At 38.2% G+C, this 16,471-nt stretch carries 15 protein-coding genes and 1 pseudogene; 8 read left to right on the forward strand and 8 right to left on the reverse strand.

Annotated elements, in window-relative coordinates; translation table 11 throughout:
• The first annotated feature begins 5 nt into the window (after window positions 1-5).
• From L0B53_RS10225 to L0B53_RS10235, 3 genes are all read left to right on the forward strand, one after another.
• On the forward strand, window positions 6-626 hold the full coding sequence (locus L0B53_RS10225) for an L-threonylcarbamoyladenylate synthase (RefSeq protein WP_235061940.1): 621 nt from the start codon (window positions 6-8) through the stop codon (window positions 624-626).
• Window positions 627-770: 144 nt separating this feature from the next.
• A complete protein-coding gene (rluB, locus tag L0B53_RS10230; RefSeq protein WP_235061941.1) occupies window positions 771-1,745 on the forward strand; it encodes a 23S rRNA pseudouridine(2605) synthase RluB in 975 nt (324 codons plus the stop codon).
• Window positions 1,746-2,118: 373 nt separating this feature from the next.
• On the forward strand, window positions 2,119-2,793 hold the full coding sequence (locus tag L0B53_RS10235) for a hypothetical protein (protein WP_235061942.1): 675 nt from the start codon (window positions 2,119-2,121) through the stop codon (window positions 2,791-2,793).
• Between the two features lie 669 nt (window positions 2,794-3,462).
• Here L0B53_RS10235 and L0B53_RS10240 read toward each other — a convergent pair.
• Window positions 3,463-4,206, reverse strand: coding sequence for a YciK family oxidoreductase (locus tag L0B53_RS10240; RefSeq protein WP_235061943.1), 744 nt, complete (start codon window positions 4,204-4,206; stop codon window positions 3,463-3,465).
• A gap of 333 nt (window positions 4,207-4,539) precedes the next feature.
• Between L0B53_RS10240 and sohB the strand changes: the two genes are divergently transcribed.
• Window positions 4,540-5,601, forward strand: coding sequence for a protease SohB (gene sohB, locus L0B53_RS10245; protein WP_235061944.1), 1,062 nt, complete (start codon window positions 4,540-4,542; stop codon window positions 5,599-5,601).
• A gap of 116 nt (window positions 5,602-5,717) precedes the next feature.
• On the opposite strand, the gene L0B53_RS10250 is transcribed toward sohB, so the two are convergent.
• Entirely contained in the window at window positions 5,718-5,960 is a 243-nt protein-coding gene (locus L0B53_RS10250; protein WP_409202828.1) for a DUF2498 family protein, read from the reverse strand.
• A 402-nt stretch (window positions 5,961-6,362) separates the two neighbouring features.
• On the opposite strand from L0B53_RS10250, the gene topA reads away from it, so the two are divergent.
• On the forward strand, window positions 6,363-9,011 hold the full coding sequence (gene topA / locus L0B53_RS10255; protein WP_235061946.1) for a type I DNA topoisomerase: 2,649 nt from the start codon (window positions 6,363-6,365) through the stop codon (window positions 9,009-9,011).
• Window positions 9,012-9,197: 186 nt separating this feature from the next.
• On the opposite strand, the gene L0B53_RS10260 is transcribed toward topA, so the two are convergent.
• The 4 genes and pseudogenes from L0B53_RS10260 to miaE all read right to left on the reverse strand — a co-directional run bounded on the left by L0B53_RS10260 (window position 9,198) and on the right by miaE (window position 11,995).
• Window positions 9,198-9,533 carry a hypothetical protein gene (locus tag L0B53_RS10260; RefSeq protein ID WP_235061947.1) on the reverse strand — a complete coding sequence of 112 codons (336 nt, stop codon included), beginning with the start codon at window positions 9,531-9,533 and terminating at the stop codon, window positions 9,198-9,200.
• A 253-nt stretch (window positions 9,534-9,786) separates the two neighbouring features.
• A pseudogene (locus L0B53_RS10265) lies at window positions 9,787-9,957 on the reverse strand (permease); the annotation flags it as partial.
• A 235-nt stretch (window positions 9,958-10,192) separates the two neighbouring features.
• Window positions 10,193-11,161 carry a phosphotransferase gene (locus tag L0B53_RS10270; protein WP_235061948.1) on the reverse strand — a complete coding sequence of 323 codons (969 nt, stop codon included), beginning with the start codon at window positions 11,159-11,161 and terminating at the stop codon, window positions 10,193-10,195.
• 33 nt (window positions 11,162-11,194) lie between these two features.
• Window positions 11,195-11,995: a tRNA isopentenyl-2-thiomethyl-A-37 hydroxylase MiaE gene (gene miaE, locus L0B53_RS10275; protein WP_235061949.1), complete on the reverse strand. Its 801-nt coding sequence runs from the start codon at window positions 11,993-11,995 to the stop codon at window positions 11,195-11,197.
• Between the two features lie 73 nt (window positions 11,996-12,068).
• Here miaE and cysB point away from each other — a divergent pair, with 73 nt between their 5' ends.
• On the forward strand, window positions 12,069-13,043 hold the full coding sequence (cysB, locus tag L0B53_RS10280; RefSeq protein WP_235061950.1) for an HTH-type transcriptional regulator CysB: 975 nt from the start codon (window positions 12,069-12,071) through the stop codon (window positions 13,041-13,043).
• 53 nt (window positions 13,044-13,096) lie between these two features.
• Complete coding sequence (locus L0B53_RS10285) at window positions 13,097-14,290, forward strand: methyltransferase (protein ID WP_235061951.1); 1,194 nt, start codon at window positions 13,097-13,099, stop codon at window positions 14,288-14,290.
• 144 nt (window positions 14,291-14,434) lie between these two features.
• Here the strand turns inward: L0B53_RS10285 and L0B53_RS10290 are convergent, their stop codons facing one another.
• Both L0B53_RS10290 and L0B53_RS10295 read right to left on the reverse strand, forming a co-directional pair.
• Entirely contained in the window at window positions 14,435-14,791 is a 357-nt protein-coding gene (locus L0B53_RS10290; protein WP_235061952.1) for a DOPA 4,5-dioxygenase family protein, read from the reverse strand.
• 50 nt (window positions 14,792-14,841) lie between these two features.
• Window positions 14,842-15,249, reverse strand: a complete 408-nt coding sequence (locus L0B53_RS10295) for a TM2 domain-containing protein (RefSeq protein ID WP_235061953.1) — start codon at window positions 15,247-15,249, stop codon at window positions 14,842-14,844.
• 281 nt (window positions 15,250-15,530) lie between these two features.
• Here L0B53_RS10295 and L0B53_RS10300 point away from each other — a divergent pair, with 281 nt between their 5' ends.
• Window positions 15,531-16,430 carry a Tim44 domain-containing protein gene (locus tag L0B53_RS10300; RefSeq protein ID WP_235061954.1) on the forward strand — a complete coding sequence of 300 codons (900 nt, stop codon included), beginning with the start codon at window positions 15,531-15,533 and terminating at the stop codon, window positions 16,428-16,430.
• The last annotated feature ends 41 nt before the right edge of the window (window positions 16,431-16,471 follow it).

Consider the following 16,471-nt stretch of genomic DNA (forward strand, 5'->3'; position numbering starts at 1 on the left):
GAAATATGAGTCAGTTTTTTTATGTACACCCTGAAACACCACAAGTTCGCTTAATTAACCAAGCGGTTGCGATTATTCGTAATGGTGGTGTTGTTATTTACCCAACCGATTCTGGGTATGCTCTTGGCTGCCAGATGGGAAATAAGTCAGCACTAGAGCGTATTTGTCGAATTAGAAAGTTAGATGACAAACATAACTTTACTCTGCTATGTCGAGATTTATCAGAGTTATCACTTTATTCACGGGTTGATAATGATGCGTTCAGATTAATCCGTAATAATACCCCCGGTGCTTATACGTTTATTTTGAAAGGAACGAAAGAGGTGCCGCGTCGTCTATTAAATCCTAAACGTAAAACGATTGGTATTCGAGTTCCAGATAATGCTATTGCGTTAGCATTATTAGAAGCCCTCGGTGAGCCATTAATGTCGACAACCTTGATTCTGCCTGGCAATGATTTTGCAGAGTCAGACCCTGAAGATATTCGTGATCAGCTGGATAATGTCGTTGATGTCATCCTTAATGGTGGGTATTTAGGTCAGCAACCGACAACGGTTATCGACTTTAGTGAAGATGGAATTGAGATTTTACGAGAAGGTGCGGGTGATACAGCCCCATTTTTATAGTAGAGAATTAACGCTTTTAATGAGATAATGTGATTCTAATCACGAAATATCTGATTAATCTATATGAGTTAGTGGATGCTAATTGAAGTAATCCACTGACAGTGAATGGTTTTCGACGCCTGTGAAGGCGACAAAGGTCTAAAAATGAGCGAAAAATTACATAAAGTATTAGCACGAGCAGGACATGGTTCTCGCCGTGAAATTGAAGATATGATCCAAAAAGGTCGTATTATTGTCGATGGTCAAGTGGCTAAGTTGGGCGATCGTTTAGAAAATATTCATGTCCAAGTTCGTATTGATGGGCACAATGTCAACCTTGGTGGTAGCGCTGAACAAGTTTGTCGTGTCTTAGCGTACAATAAGCCTGAAGGTGAGCTTTGTACTCGTAACGATCCAGAAGGTCGTCGTACCGTTTTTGATCGTTTACCACACATGAAAGATTCTCGTTGGATCTCTGTTGGTCGTCTTGATGCTAATACCGGTGGTCTACTGTTATTTACTACCGATGGTGAACTAGCTAATCGCTTAATGCACCCAAAAAATCAAATTCAACGTGAATATATGGTTCGTGTATTTGGTGAAATCAACGATAAAATGGTTCAAAACCTCGTTAAAGGTGTTGAATTGGAAGATGGTGTAGGTCGCTTCGAAGATGTGGTTTATGCGGGTGGTGAAGGAATGAACCACACTTTCTACGTTGTGATTGCAGAAGGTCGTAACCGCGAAGTTCGTCGTTTATGGGCATCTCAAGGTGTAACAGTAAGCCGTCTAAAACGTGTTCGTTACGGTAATATTTTCCTAAACAGCGAGCTTCCTCGTGGTGGTTGGAAAGAGTTAGAGCTTCCTGATGTGAACTACTTACGTGGGTTAGTTGAATTACCTGATGAAACTGAAACGATGCTAATTGAGCGTAAAGATCAGCGTAAGAAACGTAGTGTTCAACAGATCCGCCGTGCGGTACGTCGTCATGAAGAACGCGTTGATTCTGAGAAATCAGGACGTAATAAGAAAGATAAGCAGCGTACAGCACGTCGTGGACAAGCTGTAGCAGCAAAACCTAAGTCAACGAATCGTCGTAAGCCTTCGAATAAACCGAAGAGCCGTGCAGGACAAGCATAATTCGCTGTTCTGATTAGGTGAATTAAGATAGCCAATACATTTTTAACTAAGATTAGTTAATCAGTATTGGCTATTTTTTTGTCTATTTTTTATCATAGTATGTTCAGTCTGGTAGCTCGTATTGAAATTGAGATATTAAGCATAAATATTAATAATTCATGTTTTTTACTTTTTATTATATTAAATCTATGCATTAATTACATCTATACCTAAAATAATTGCAGTTGCTAGTAGTCGGTAAATAAGTGAGTTTCTATGAGTATAGGTAGAAGATATGATAGGGGGGAACAAATATAGCCAACAACCTAGTCGCTTAAAGTATGAAGTGTATAGCGAGTTATTCGGTAGTGTAATATAAAAAATAGGTGGGTATATGTGGAGTCATATTAATAGAGGTGCTTTTTTATTTCTCCTTTTTTTATTTTCAGGTGTTGATGAGTTAAAAGGTAATACCTTAAATAATTATTGCAATAACACGAAAGAAATTGTTAATTTAAACTTTATAGTTGACGATGGTTTAAATAATGTAGAAGTATTAGAGAAAGTAAATTTATGGTTAAGAACATCAAACGATATACTGTCTAATTCTTGTATACCTATACATAAAAGAGTTAATAGTATTTATTTTAATGAAAATAGTATTAGTGATTATGTAAATAAGAGAAATCCATCTATTGGTTTCCTATTAATGGATGAAATTAAAGATGAGAAATTTATATTGTTATCTAAGTGGAGTTTAATGGTCTATATTATGGATTTATCAGATGAAAGTGAACTCCTTGGCTATACAAAACCGACGGTGTACCCTTACTCTATTATAATTGATGCTAATGCTGATGATCATATTCTTGAGCATGAGTCTGGTCACTTGTCTGGTGCGTTTCATAATGAATTTTCAATTTGTGGTAATAAAGTTTCAATTATGGTTGAGTCAGCGCCAATAGAAGATATATCGTATTCATATTCTATTGGTGATAACGCCAATTGTAAGGGAGGAAATAATAGAAAAAATGTTTATAACTATTACTTTGATAAGGACGATCAGTAATCGCTCATATGCTACTAAATGTTTAATTTTTTCAGTGATTATATTTTTATCTGGTTGTGAACAATATAGCCATAATGAGTATTAAAATAAATTATTAGGTAGTTGGGAGTGCCAGTCTAAATATTCAGAGGTTCTTACCATTAATGCGACTCAAGAGTTTTTAATTGATGGGACATTTATTTATAATGCAAAATACACCTTTGCAGATGATGATTTTAATGGTGAGTATGGCTTGACTTTTAAAGGTGACTGGGAATTGAAAGATAGAGGCATTTTGTTCGAGTCAAATTATAAAGATATAATGTATTATGTTATTTCTGATACTTTTAATTATTTTATTAATGATATGAAGGTAGAGTATGCGGATATTTATGGCGTGTATGAAAATAAAATAGATTTCCCTAATGAGAATATACTTAGATTAATAAGTTTGGATAAGAGAATACTCCAATATTGTAAAAGAAGTTAGTAACTATATTCTTCATACTTGAAGTCGCTAGGTTGTTGGCTGCACTCGTTCGCCCCAATCATATAGTACACCTATACTCATGGGGCCTCACTCATTTGCCGCCTACTAACATACTAACAACGCTAATTATTTTAGGTATAGTCAAACGAATAAACGTTTTATGATTAAAATAGTATTTAGATTAACATCAAAATCATAGGTTACTTTTTCGGTTGTGCATCAATACAGAGTCCATTCACCTCTTGGCTCTCTGGTGCCATCAGGAATAGATAAAGAGGCATCAAATCTGCAGCGGTTAATAGTAAACCTGGATCTTCAGCAGGGAAAGCTTGAGCGCGCATTTTGGTACGAGTGCCGCCAGGGTTGATCGCATTAACTCGAATATTGGTATCACTTAATTCATCCGCTAAAACTTGCATCATTCCTTCAACCGCAAATTTAGAAATTGCGTAAGTTCCCCAAAAAGCACGACCAATATGACCCACCGTTGAGGTGGTAAAAATAATACGACCATTGGTTGATTGGCGAATTAATGGAAGCAGTGCTTTAGTCATTAAAAATTCAGCTTTAACATTGACCTGCATTAACTCATCAAAGGTTTTTTCATCGATCTGTTCGAAAGGTTCCAGTGTGCCTAAAAGTCCGGCATTGTGAAGCACACCATCTAAATGACCAAATTGACCTTCAATGGTATCCGCCATATCGATATAGTTTTGAGCCGTTGCTCCCATTAAATCAAGAGGAATAATTGCTGGCTGAGGTAAATTTAATGCGATAATCTCATCATAAACTGCTTCTAATTTTGCTACGGTACGACCTAGCAAGATCACCGTTGCGCCATGTTTAGCGTACTGTAATGCCGCTTCTCTTCCAATCCCATCACCCGCGCCAGTGACTAAGATAATTTTTCCTGCTAAACAGTCTGTTGCAACTTGATAATTCACCTTTATTTTCCTTATTAATGGGAGATTAACCTCTATTTTATACTGAAATTGGGCTCAGTTGCGAGTATCTGATAGATTATCGTAGCGAAGAAGCTAAGAAGATGGTTACAATGGCAGGTAAATACCCTTTTTAGTTGAATCTGCTCGGTTGTTGCCAGCATCCGTTCCAATGACATAGTACCGTTATGTTTATGGGGCCTTATTCACTTACCGCCTATTAGCAGTTTCAATTACTTTGAGTATAAATAATAGAAAACTGTCGATAAAATAAGCTTACGTCAGTTTTTCTGCTTTTATTTTAGAGCAGACGTTGATCATTAACAGGAGACAACATTGGAATTTATTAGTGGATATGGACTATTTTTAGCCAAAATTATTACCTTTGTCATCGCAATAGTTGGCACAATTGTGTTAGTTAAAATTGTCGGTGGTAAGTCTGGTGGTAGTAAAGGCGAGTTAAAAGTTAAAAACTTAACCGAACAATATAAAGATCGTGTTGAACAGCTTGAAGAGCATCTTTATGATAAAGCGCATTTAAAAGCGAAAGAGAAAGCCGAGAAAAAAGCAGAAAAAGAGCAAAATAAACAAAAAGAAGCGGAAATTAAAAAGGCAGCAAAAGCGGGGAATCTGAGTGATAGCCGCAAACCTCGCCTGTTTGTGTTAGATTTTAAAGGCAGTATTGACGCTCGCGAAGTCACTGAACTACGAGAAGAAGTGAGTGCTATCCTTGCGGTTGCGATTGCTGATGATGAAGTGCTTGTTCGTTTAGAGAGTGGCGGTGGTATGGTGCATGGTTACGGTCTTGCTTCATCTCAACTTCAACGTTTACGTGACGCAAATATCAAGTTGACTATCTCTGTTGATAAAGTCGCAGCGAGTGGTGGTTATATGATGGCCTGTGTTGCCGATCATATTATCTCAGCACCTTTTGCTATTGTCGGTTCGATTGGGGTTGTTGCTCAATTACCGAACTTCAGTAAGCTATTAAAGAAAAATAATATTGAGTTTGAACAATTAACTGCCGGTGAGTATAAGCGAACGTTAACGATGTTTGGTAAAAATACCGATAAAGCCCGTGAAAAATTCCAGTTAGAGTTAGAAGAGACTCATGTACTTTTTAAAGACTTTATTCATCAAAATCGTCCTGCTTTAGATCTGGAAAAAGTCGCGACAGGTGAGCATTGGTTTGGTACTCAAGCTGCGGATTTAGGTTTAGTTGATGAGATTAATACCAGCGATGATTTCTTGATTAAAGCGTGCCAAGATCGTGAGGTTTTAAGTGTTAATTATCAGCAACCTAAAAAGCTGACTGAAAAGTTAGCTGGAGTTGGTTCGGAAGTGGTTGATACGGTTTTACTTAAGTGGATTAGTCGTGGTCAACGCCCATTTATGTAGTGTGAAAAAAGTATACATTAAATGAAAAAAGGAGCTGAAATAGCTCCTTTTCTATTTGTGATTAAATGGCTGTTCTTCGATAAATTTTAACCTGTAATTTCTATCAATGAATCTATTTATTTAATCGTAAATTCAGGTGAAAGTTTATGTGCTAAAAACTTAAACATATTAAATACGGCGGTTGTTTGCATGGTTGGTAAGCCTTCCGCGTCTAAAAAATATTCGCCTTTAAAGACGAGAACACCCTCTTTTTCTTCAACAGAGGTTGTTCTCATTCCCTCTATATAAGCGTCGTGATCTTGGATTAATTGGTTTGCGATCATTAATAAATCTTGTGATGAAATAGCTTGTTTGCTCATTAGGAATACCATACTTAATTAACCATAATGAATATATTTTACCCGTTTCATAATGATGAGCAAGATGAGAAATTAAATTTTCATTTTTATTGATTAATTTAGATTATTAATAAAAATGCCCGTTAAACCACGATGGATGACACAAGAATGATTTGTAACTGATTGTTTTTATTTGTAGTCGACTCATCTTGTTGATAAGTGTTAATTATGCTCACTTTGTCGTGATTATTGGATAAAACAGCAACAGTTAGATATTTATTTATAAAAACAGGTTGACCTTATTGGCTACAGGCTCAATATTATATTAGAGATACGATACCTCTACGGTATAACGACAAGTTTAAACTGTTTAATAGTTAACTTACTTTTTTGATGTGAATACGAGGATAATTGAGAGTCACTATGGGAAAATCTCTAGTTATTGTGGAGTCTCCAGCTAAGGCTAAAACGATAAATAAGTACCTTGGTAAAGACTTCGTTGTTAAATCAAGCGTCGGTCATGTCCGTGATTTACCTACGGGTTCTCGTAGCAACGGAAAAAAAGCGCCTGCTATTTCAACAGCAGGGATGAGTCCTGAAGAAAAAGCTCGAATTAAAAAAGAGAAAGACCGCAAATCTCTAATTAATAAAATGGGAGTTGACCCTTATAACGATTGGAATGCCAAATACGAAGTATTACCAGGCAAAGAGAAAGTCGTTAACGAATTACAAGCACTTGCTGAAAAAGCCGACTATATCTATCTCGCAACCGATTTGGATAGAGAAGGGGAAGCAATTGCATGGCATCTGAAAGAGATCATTGGTGGAGATGAGTCGCGCTACAAACGTGTTGTTTTTAACGAAATAACTAAAAATGCGATCACTCAAGCTTTCGAAACTCCCGGTGAACTAAACCAATTTATGGTGGATGCACAACAAGCTCGACGTTTTCTAGATCGTGTTGTTGGTTTTATGGTTTCGCCACTGCTTTGGAAAAAAGTGGCGCGAGGATTATCAGCGGGTCGAGTTCAATCTGTCGCAGTTAAACTGTTGGTTGAGCGTGAACGTGAAATCAATGCGTTTATTCCTGAAGAATTCTGGGATGTTCATACTGATCTAAAAACGGCGCAAGATGATCTTCGCCTGCAAGTAAAAAAGCAGGCGGGTAATCCATTTAAGCCGACCAGTAAAGCGGAAGCTGATGCTGCGGTTGCGTTGTTAGAAAATGCCACTTACAAAGTTGCAAAGCGTGAAGATCGCCCGACTCAAAGTAAGCCTTCTGCTCCTTTTATCACCTCAACACTGCAACAAGCAGCTAGTACTCGTTTAGGGTATGGGGTGAAAAAGACCATGATGTTAGCTCAGCGCCTCTATGAGGGCGGTTACATCACTTATATGCGTACAGACTCAACTAACTTGAATGTTGAGGCTGTAGAGGCTGCTAGAGAGTATATTGCTGACAACTACGGCAATAACTATCTGCCAAAAGATAAGATCGTATACGGTAGCAAAAAAAATGCCCAAGAGGCGCACGAAGCGATTCGTCCTTCAGATGTTGCTGTTCTTGAGCGTGACTTACTGAGCATGGATCCCGATGCCCATAAACTGTACCAGTTAATTTGGAATCAGTTTGTCGCCTGTCAGATGGTTCCTGCGAAATACGATTCAAGTACGATTACAGTGAGTGCGGATGACTTTAGCTTAAAAGCCAAAGGACGTATTTTACGTTTTGATGGTTGGACGCGTGTACAACGTCCATTAGGTAAAATCGATGATGTCATTCTACCTGATGTTGCTGTCGGTGAAGAGTTATCACTGCTCACTATCGATCCTAAACAGCACTTTACTAAGCCACCAGCACGTTTTACTGAAGCGGCGTTAGTGAAAGAGTTAGAGAAACGTGGAATTGGTCGTCCATCGACCTATGCTGCCATAATCTCAACCATTCAAGATCGTGGTTATGTTCGAGTTGAACAACGCCGTTTTTACGCCGAAAAGATGGGTGAAATTGTTACCGATCGTCTGAATGAAAGTTTTGAAGATCTATTAGATTTTGATTTTACGGCTCGCCTTGAAGGTCACTTAGATTCAGTGGCTGAAGGCGGTGAGAAATGGAAAGAGGTATTAAATGACTTCTTTACTGATTTTACCCAAGAGTTAGAAAAAGCAGAACTTGATGACTCTGAAGGCGGTATGCGTCCAAATCATATCGTTGTCACTGATATTGAGTGTCCAACTTGTTCTCGTCCTATGGGTATCCGTACTGCAACAACAGGGGTATTCCTTGGTTGTTCTGGTTATGCATTACCACCAAAAGAGCGTTGTAAGACCACCATCAACTTAGGTGATGAAGATGGAATTATTAATGTTCTTGAAGAAGATGTAGAAACTGCGGCATTAAGAGCGAAAAAGCGTTGTCCAATTTGTAGCACCGCAATGGATGCTTATTTGATTGACCAAGAACGCAAGCTACATGTTTGTGGTAATAACCCTGATTGTGATGGCTATATCGTCGAAAAAGGGGAGTTCCAACTAAAAGGCTATGATGGCCCTGTGGTTGAGTGTGATAAGTGTGGTTCTGATATGGTGTTGAAAAACGGCCGTTTCGGTAAGTACATGGATTGCACCAGTGAAGAGTGTAAAAATACCCGTAAGATCCTTAAAAATGGTGAAGTTGCTCCACCAAAAGAAGATCCGGTTCACTTCCCTGAATTTCCTTGTAGCAACTCAGATGCTTATTTTGTGTTACGAGATGGCGCTTCAGGCCTATTTATGGCGGCAAGTAACTTCCCTAAATCTCGTGAAACTCGTGCACCATTAGTCAAAGAGCTTGCTCAGTATAAAGATCGTATCTCTGATAAGTTTAAATACTTAGCTGATGCTCCATTGGCGGATCCTGATGGTCGAGATAGCGTTGTTCGCTTTAGTCGTAAAACCAAAGAGAACTATATTCGTTCTGAGATCGATGGTAAGCCAAGTGGTTGGACTGGGCTATTTATTGATGGAAAATGGCAGATTACCGATAAGCGTAAAAAGCCTAAAGAAGAGAAAAGTGAAGATAAGAAGAAGTAATTAAAAGGCTTCTCTTTGATAACTAACAAGAAACCACAACGTTTGTTGTGGTTTTTTTATATCTCTCAAATAAAGAATATTATTAAAATAAATAGCGTTACCTATCGTCGGTCAGAGAATCAAACGCCAACAACCAACAACCAACGGCCTATCAGTTTTAAGTATTAAAAGAGGAACTAGGATTATTTATTGTTGTTTGCGCCACAACTTCAACTTAGCCCAAGTGGCAAGGCCCAAAACGGTCATAAAAAATAGGGTGATAATTGTCATTCTTAACGGAGTCTGTAATACGCCATGGTGATAACCGTAATACAAAGCATAACTGAGCTTTATTAAAATAATTATGCCATAAATAGTTGTTACAGCTCTATTGTTGATTAAGATATAAAGCATTAATCCGAATAAGATCACGACAAAACTGATGCTAAGTGATATTGCAGTGGTATAGATAGAGAGTTGAGCGGTAATTAACAGTAAGGTACTCATGATAATAACGAATAAACATTCAATTTTCACACTCACTTTATAATCCTTTATTTTTGATAAGGTATACCCTTCATACTTGAAGTTGCTAGGTTGCTGGCTATATTCGTTCGCCTACTATCAACGCCAATTATTTTAGGTATAGAGTAAATTATTAGCAGCAAATGTCACTTTATCAATAGATAGGAAACTGGTTGGGTAGCTGTAAAAAAGCTCTTGATATCAACTTTATGATTATCAAGAGCTTAGTTCATTATATTTAAATGCAAATAGCCTATTTTATTTCTATATCCCCTTTTCCTTTACGTGAGCTTAGGATTGATTGGATTTTTTTAGGGGTAAGAAACTCTTGTAAGATGCCGACTAAATAACTGACAGCGATAAATAAAATAACTAATTCTGTTGCTAAAAATAGGAACATATGACCGGCGCTTTTGGCCATTTCAATAATTTCAGGACTCATGTGATCAACCTCTTATTTCAGTATATGTAGAATTATAGGCTTGATATGGATTTGAGTTAATCTATGCATTTCCATTATTATCGAAATAATTAATTTTAAAAGTAGATTAAGATTGATGTTTATTGCTAACCTATTATCTCAATTTGATTCGTGTATTTTTGTTCTCAGAGATAATTTTGTATAATTAAAAATATTTGTTAATGAAAGACCTGAGACAATTGTTGAATAAGAGAGTTTAAGAGTATTTGTCGGCAAAATAGTTGGCCATTTTAATCCCCTCTTGCTGAGGATAAAACTCGGCATGAATTAAATACCAGAGCATCACCATCATATTAAGATGAGGGCGATACGCATTGACTTTTTTTATCCAAGATTGTGAGTCATCAATTTTAGCAAAGTGACAATAACGCTCAACACCTTCTTCTAATGGAATATCAAGCAAACTTAATGTGATGGCTAAATCTAATTTAGGATCGGCAATGGCTGCGTACTCCCAATCGATAGCAACCCATCTATTATGGTGAGCAATTAAGTTGTGATCCCCTAAATCAAAATGACAAAGTGCGGTAGATTCGATCTCAAAAGGGAGTTGACGGTAGGCATGATAGAGATCTGAAAAACGAGTCTGTTGATACTTCTCAGTTAGTTGATGCCAATAATGGTCGACGCGATCGGTAAAGCTAAATTGTCTTAACTGATCTTGATTTTGCGGATTCAATTTAACTTGATGTAATCTTGCCAAAAGTTGTAATTGCTCATCAACAGAAGGTATGGTGTTTACTATAGACGTTAGAGTCAACGAATGTGGATTTATTGATGCAGTCTCAGCCATGATCCACTCGACGAGTAAACCTTGGTTATTGAGCAGTTGTGGCCGTGGTGCTCGGAAAGTTGAATGTTCGCTAAGTTGTTTCAATATTTCAAACTCTTGGGTTCTTGAAATATCAAAAGCGGTTAATATTGCTGAGTGAGGGCGCCACACAAAAGAGATAACGTGTTGATTGGTGTTTTCTTCATCGCTTTTTTGGAGATCAATGCGCCAACAACGATTAGTGAGGCCACCAGAAAGTGGTTCTGCATATTTAGGATGATAATAAGTGGCGTGCTGATCACTTGGTGATAATAAGTGAGGCGCAGAAAAGTAAGAGTTGAGTGTTTGTAAACTCGGCTCTAACTGACAGGCTTGATGCCACTCTATCTTCATTACCTCGCCTCACTAAGTTGTCTTATTTTGGGATTAAGCTTCTGCTGTTATTTGATCTGCTGCGCTTATACTCTCATCGATAGGACAACCGCTGTGGAATTTAAAATCACTATCTGGTGCGCTGATCAACTCGGCTTCAACCTGTGCAAAATGGTTGATGCGTTCTGTAATATCTTTCCCCGCAACTTGTTCTGCTAATGTCAGGTAATCTTGGTAATGACGGGCTTCTGAACGTAGTAACGAGATATAAAAACGCTCTAGATCTTCACTTAAGTAAGGGGCTAATTTTGCAAAACGCTCACAAGAACGCGCCTCAATAAAAGCACCGATAATTAATTTATCCACTAAAGCATCAGGTTCATAAGTTTTAACTTGTTTGATCAACCCTTTGGCATAGCGTCCTGCACTTAAACCTTGATAAGGAATCGCTTTACGATCCATGATCTCAAGGACTTGATAAAAATGATGCAGTTCTTCTTTGATCAGCAACACCATTTTATCGATCAGGTCTTGGCTATAAGGGGAGTCTGTTCTTGCAGTGATCTTTTTTGAAATATTGCTCTTTCCTTTCAAGGTATTGAGGTCACCAATATATTTGTAAGCAAAGTCTTCATAAGGCTTAATCCACTGCGCTAATTGCTGTTTCCCTTCATCATCCACGGCATATTTGCGGATTAAAAACATCGCACTTTGCGCCGCTTTAAGTTCACAGAGTAGGTGATCCTGTAAAATGACAGCAAGATTTTCTGGTTGGCGCGCTTTGTCAATCCATTGATCAGGCGTAGGTGCTTGAAGAAATTGCAGAATAGGTTGAAGTAATTCAGCTTTAGTCATTGTTTTTTTCTTATTGATGGTTAATATCGAATGAGTACTCATCTATTTGGTTAGGGACAGCAGAGAGTAATCAATGAAACTACAACAGTTACGCTATATTGTCGAAGTGAGTAATAATAAACTAAATGTCTCAACAACGGCAGAACATTTGTTTACTTCGCAGCCTGGAATTAGCAAACAGATAAAAATATTAGAAGACGAGCTCGGTATTGAGATCTTTATGCGAACAGGAAAGCATCTAACGGAAGTGACCGCGTCTGGTGAGAAAGTGATCCAGTTAGCGCGAGAAGTTCTAGCAAAAGTCGACAGTATTAAGCGAGTTGCTGAAGAAGAAGTTGCACCAGAACAAGGTGAGCTCTCTATCTCAACGACTCATACGCAAGCACGTTATGCACTGCCTGAAACCATTAAAGTATTTAAAGCAAAGTATCCTGATGTTCGCCTTAATATGCATCAAGGTACAACAAAACAAATTTTAGACTCAGTGACCAAAGGGCGAGTGCAGTTTGCGATAGCGACAGAGATTATTGATAATAGCCAAGAGATCATGATGTTGCCTTGTTATCAGTGGCGTCGTTCATTGGTGGTCACAAAAAATCACCCACTGGCAAAGAAAAAGCGGATCACCTTGACGGATTTAGCTAATTATCCTCTGATTACCTATGCATTTAGTATTGAAAGTAGCCAAGGATTGAATCGTATCTTTAAAGATAAAGGATTAGAGCCGAATCTTGCTTTTACTGCGACAGATGCTGAAGTGATCAAAACGTACGTTAAACTTGGCGTTGGAATTGGTTTGATTGCCAATATGGCGGTGAATGATGACCACCATGGGGAGTTGGTTTTTATTGATACTAGCCATATAATCCCTCCTTCAACCACCTACCTCTATTTTCGTCGTGGCACTTATTTACGCTCCTATATGTATGAGTTTATTTTTCAATTTGCACCACATTTAACGAAAAATCAGATTGAGAAGGTGATGTTAGCGCGAGATTGTAGTGAAGCGATGGAAATATTCTCATCGCTTAACCTTCCTCTACGTTAAAGTTAGTCATATCACCCAAGTAAGATGGGTATTATCGTAAAAAGAGAGACAGTGTGCAGGATATTAAGCCGTGGTTTACCGCCTTAGATAACTATTTAACTCAGTATCGAGATCTTTGGCAATTAAAGCCTTTTGCTATGACTGAGTTACCGTGGTTACAAAGTTACCCTCAACTCTCACTGTGGCTTGAACGCCTTTCTGAAAATGATGTTGCTGAGTTAGTTAATGAACCAAAAAAGCTGGCGGAACAGTTAGCTACTTTTATTCCAGATGCGATGGCTATTTATCAGCTATCGCAGCTCTCCGAAGTAGAAAAATTATCATTAGATGAATCGATCCCTCGTTTTTTAGATAGCAATATTCCGGGACGAAAATGGCAACAGATTACCGCTTTCAATCAAGCACTTTCATATCGTCAAGCTCCTTGGCTTGAGTGGTGTGCAGGTAAAGGTCATTTAGGACGCGTATTAGCGGCAAGTTCTCAACAGTCGGTTGATAGTGTTGAATGGCAACAAGTGTTATGTGAGGAGGGAAGGTTACTAGCGGATAAATTTGCTTTACCAATGCACTTTATTCAGGCTGACGCTTTTAGTGATAGCGCGAAAAAATATGTTAAATCAAACCAGCATGCCGTTGCGCTTCATGCCTGTGGTGATCTTCATAAAACCTTATTGCAACACTGTTGTGATAAGCAGACTCTCGCGGTTTCGATCTCACCTTGCTGTTACCATTTAATTCAAGACAGTCATTATCAGCCATTGAGTGATTTAGCTAAAGCGAGCCCATTATTGTTATCTAAATTAGATCTTAAAATGCCGCTTCATGAGACGGTGACCGCAGGCGCAGGTGTGCGTCGAAAGCGTGAACTGGAACTGAGTTTTCGCCTTGGCTTTGATAGCTTGCAGCGTCATCTAACGGGAAGCGATGATTATCTGCCAGTCCCGAGTTTTCCTAAAGCAATTTTAACTCGAGGTTTTACTGAGTTTGTCGAATGGGCTGCGGAGAAAAAGAGGATTGATCTTCCTGATGATATTGATGTGGGAGAGTGGTTAAAAATTGGCGAAGAACGAGTATTATTAATCGATAAAATAGAGTTAATTCGACAACTTTTCCGACGACCATTAGAGATCTGGCTAGCGTTAGATCGTGCTAATTATCTCCAGCAGCATGGCTATCAGGTGTCGTTAGCAACATTTTGTCAAAGAGAGATGACGCCAAGAAATATTATTATTCAAGGCGTCCGTTAATCTTTATACTTCTCATACTTGAAGCTGCTAGGTCGTTGGCGTCGCTCGTTCACCCCAATCATATAGAACGCCTATACTCATGGGGCTTCACTCGCTTGTCGCTTACTAGCAACTCCAATTATGTTAGGTATAGATTTTTTCTTATTATCGGAAAAGCGCTAAATTGAGCGGGATCTCTTGGCCTAACCAGTAAGCATAATCTGTGTGATCTATTAGGTCATCACCGGTCACAGGATGAATAAGCACAGATAACTGCTGACGCTGACTTTCTAGCCATGCAATATATTGGTCAAAATCTTCAGCATTAAATTCAATTTGACAACTCCAGCAAGGGTGTGGTCCCACTAATTTTTGATGAAAACGTCCCACTTTTAAACCAAAAATCTCTTCAGATAAATGACGTAACTCTTTAGCGTGATCTTGAGTTTTCTGATCAAAATAGAGATGAGCGTGGTAGTGTTGGTGGCTATTTTTAGGTGTTTTGTCTTGTTTTTTGCTCATCTAATACCCTTATATTTCTACTTAAACTTTTGATTGGTAAATGGCTTGATTTAGTTAAATCGATTTTCGTTATTTTTAATTGAAACTTGATCATTTAACGTCCAGAAATCGACTAACCAACCGATTAAGAAAAAGCCTCCGGTGAATAAATATAAGATACCAGAGAGCCATTTCCCCATATACATACGATGAATCCCTAAAATACCTAAGAACCCCAGCAATAACCACGCGATATTGTAATCAATCTCCCCTGCAACAAAACGTGATTCGGCTTCTCTATCCATCGCTGGGATTAAGAATATATCAATTAACCAGCCGATTCCGAATAACCCGAAGGTAAAGAACCATAAAGTCCCCGTTATTGGTTTACCGAAGTAGAAACGATGAGCGCCAGTAAAACCAAAAATCCAAAGAAGATAACCAATAATTCGACTGTGAGTCTGATTATCATTATTCATAATAAAATTCCTTCATCTTAAAGGGAAAAATGTACCTATTCAAAAAAGATAGCTGGGTAAGGAAATAGGTGTAATAAAATAGATAATATGCTGGATGGTTAACAGTTACCAATGAAAAAATTGCTTTTTAGTCAGGAAAGTGAATAGTAATGGTTGTCGCAGCAATGTGATATTTAAAAAGAAAATATATAGTTACAATTTAACAATAAGCAAACAATTGACTTTAGAGCTGAGGATACTAGCATCTAAGGTGTAAATATTAACTACAGGGCTAAAAATTAATGAAGCGTTTCCTTACACTCTTTACCGTCGTTATGGCATTGGTCTTTGTGACGACTCCTCATGCAGATGCAAAAAAGTTTGGTGGTGGTAAGTCTTTTGGTAAGAGCTTTAAAACAGCTCCTGCGCCAGCAGCTAAAACGACTAATACGTCAAGCTTAAATGGCAAAACCCAGAAACCAGCAAGTAGTAAGAAAGGGTTAATCGGTGGTCTATTAGGCGGTCTACTGGCAGGTAGCTTATTAGCTGCTATGTTTGGTGGTGCGTTTGATGGCATTCAATTCATGGACATTCTGATCTTTGGTCTAATTGCATTTGCTTTATTCAAACTATTTAAGCACCTGAATCGAGCGAAATTTGATTCAATGCGACAACAGAAGCAGGCATACGCTCACGGCAATCAGCAACAATACAAACAGCCTGACTTTAACAATACTAAAGACGCCGACTTTAACCAGCCATCTGGCGGTTTTGGTCAACAAAATAATTCAGCTGGCTTTGGTCAACCAGCCAGTGATGTTCCATTTAATCTGCCTCCTGGTTTTGATCTAACGGCTTTCCTTAATGGTTCCCGTGAACATTACCGTATTATCCAAGGAGCATGGAACTTTAACCAGATTGATACGATTCAAGAATATGTCTCTCCTGAGCTATTTGCAGCCCTTAAAGAGGAGCGTCAAAGCTTAGAAGGTGAACAACATACAGAAGTGATGTTTGTTGATGCTGAGCTTGTTCGTGCTGAACATGATACAAGTATTGCTCAAGTGAGTATCCAATTCTCTGGTCGTTACCGTGATACGGTAGAAAAAGTGGAAGAAGGTATTAAAGATATCTGGCATCTTGAGCGTGATTTGTTGGCGCCAAATGCACCATGGTTAATCGTCGGTATTGAAAATAGCTAATCACTTATTGACCAATCAAGGTCGCGAGTGCTGATATAATA

This window comes from Vibrio sp. SS-MA-C1-2, assembly GCF_021513135.1.
Taxonomy (GTDB): domain Bacteria; phylum Pseudomonadota; class Gammaproteobacteria; order Enterobacterales; family Vibrionaceae.